At 43.5% G+C, this 338-nt stretch carries 1 protein-coding gene; it reads left to right on the top strand.

The window, feature by feature from the left end; translation table 11 throughout:
• On the top strand, positions 1-338 hold a 338-nt coding region (locus tag BU804_RS13100), incomplete at both ends, for a hypothetical protein (protein ID WP_158024991.1).

Here is a 338-nt window from a genome sequence, read left to right as displayed (position 1 = left end):
ACCACGTTATGTTTCCTAAGAGGAGATCAGATGATATTAAAAGACTTCCACTACGAATCACAAAGTGATCGGCAACAGATTATTGGACTGTCTGGCGCAGCCTCATGTACATTTCTCCCAACCATTGAAATCGTCCAAAATCTGGTCATCATTGATTTTCCCGGTTTTGACGATACTAACGGATCTCTCATCTCTTTGGGAATGGAGTGCGCTCTAAAAGCGCTGATCGCAAAATACACTCCCCAAATATTGATCCTCGAGTCGATCACAAATAATGAAGGCAGGTTTGCAGCCGCAGCTCAACTAGGGTCTCGTCTGAGTCGTTTACTCAAGAATAA

It is taken from the genome of Candidatus Protochlamydia sp. W-9 (assembly GCF_001950615.1).
In the GTDB taxonomy this organism is placed as follows: domain Bacteria; phylum Chlamydiota; class Chlamydiia; order Chlamydiales; family Parachlamydiaceae; genus Protochlamydia; species Protochlamydia amoebophila.
This window is presented reverse-complemented; position numbering and strand designations above follow the sequence as displayed.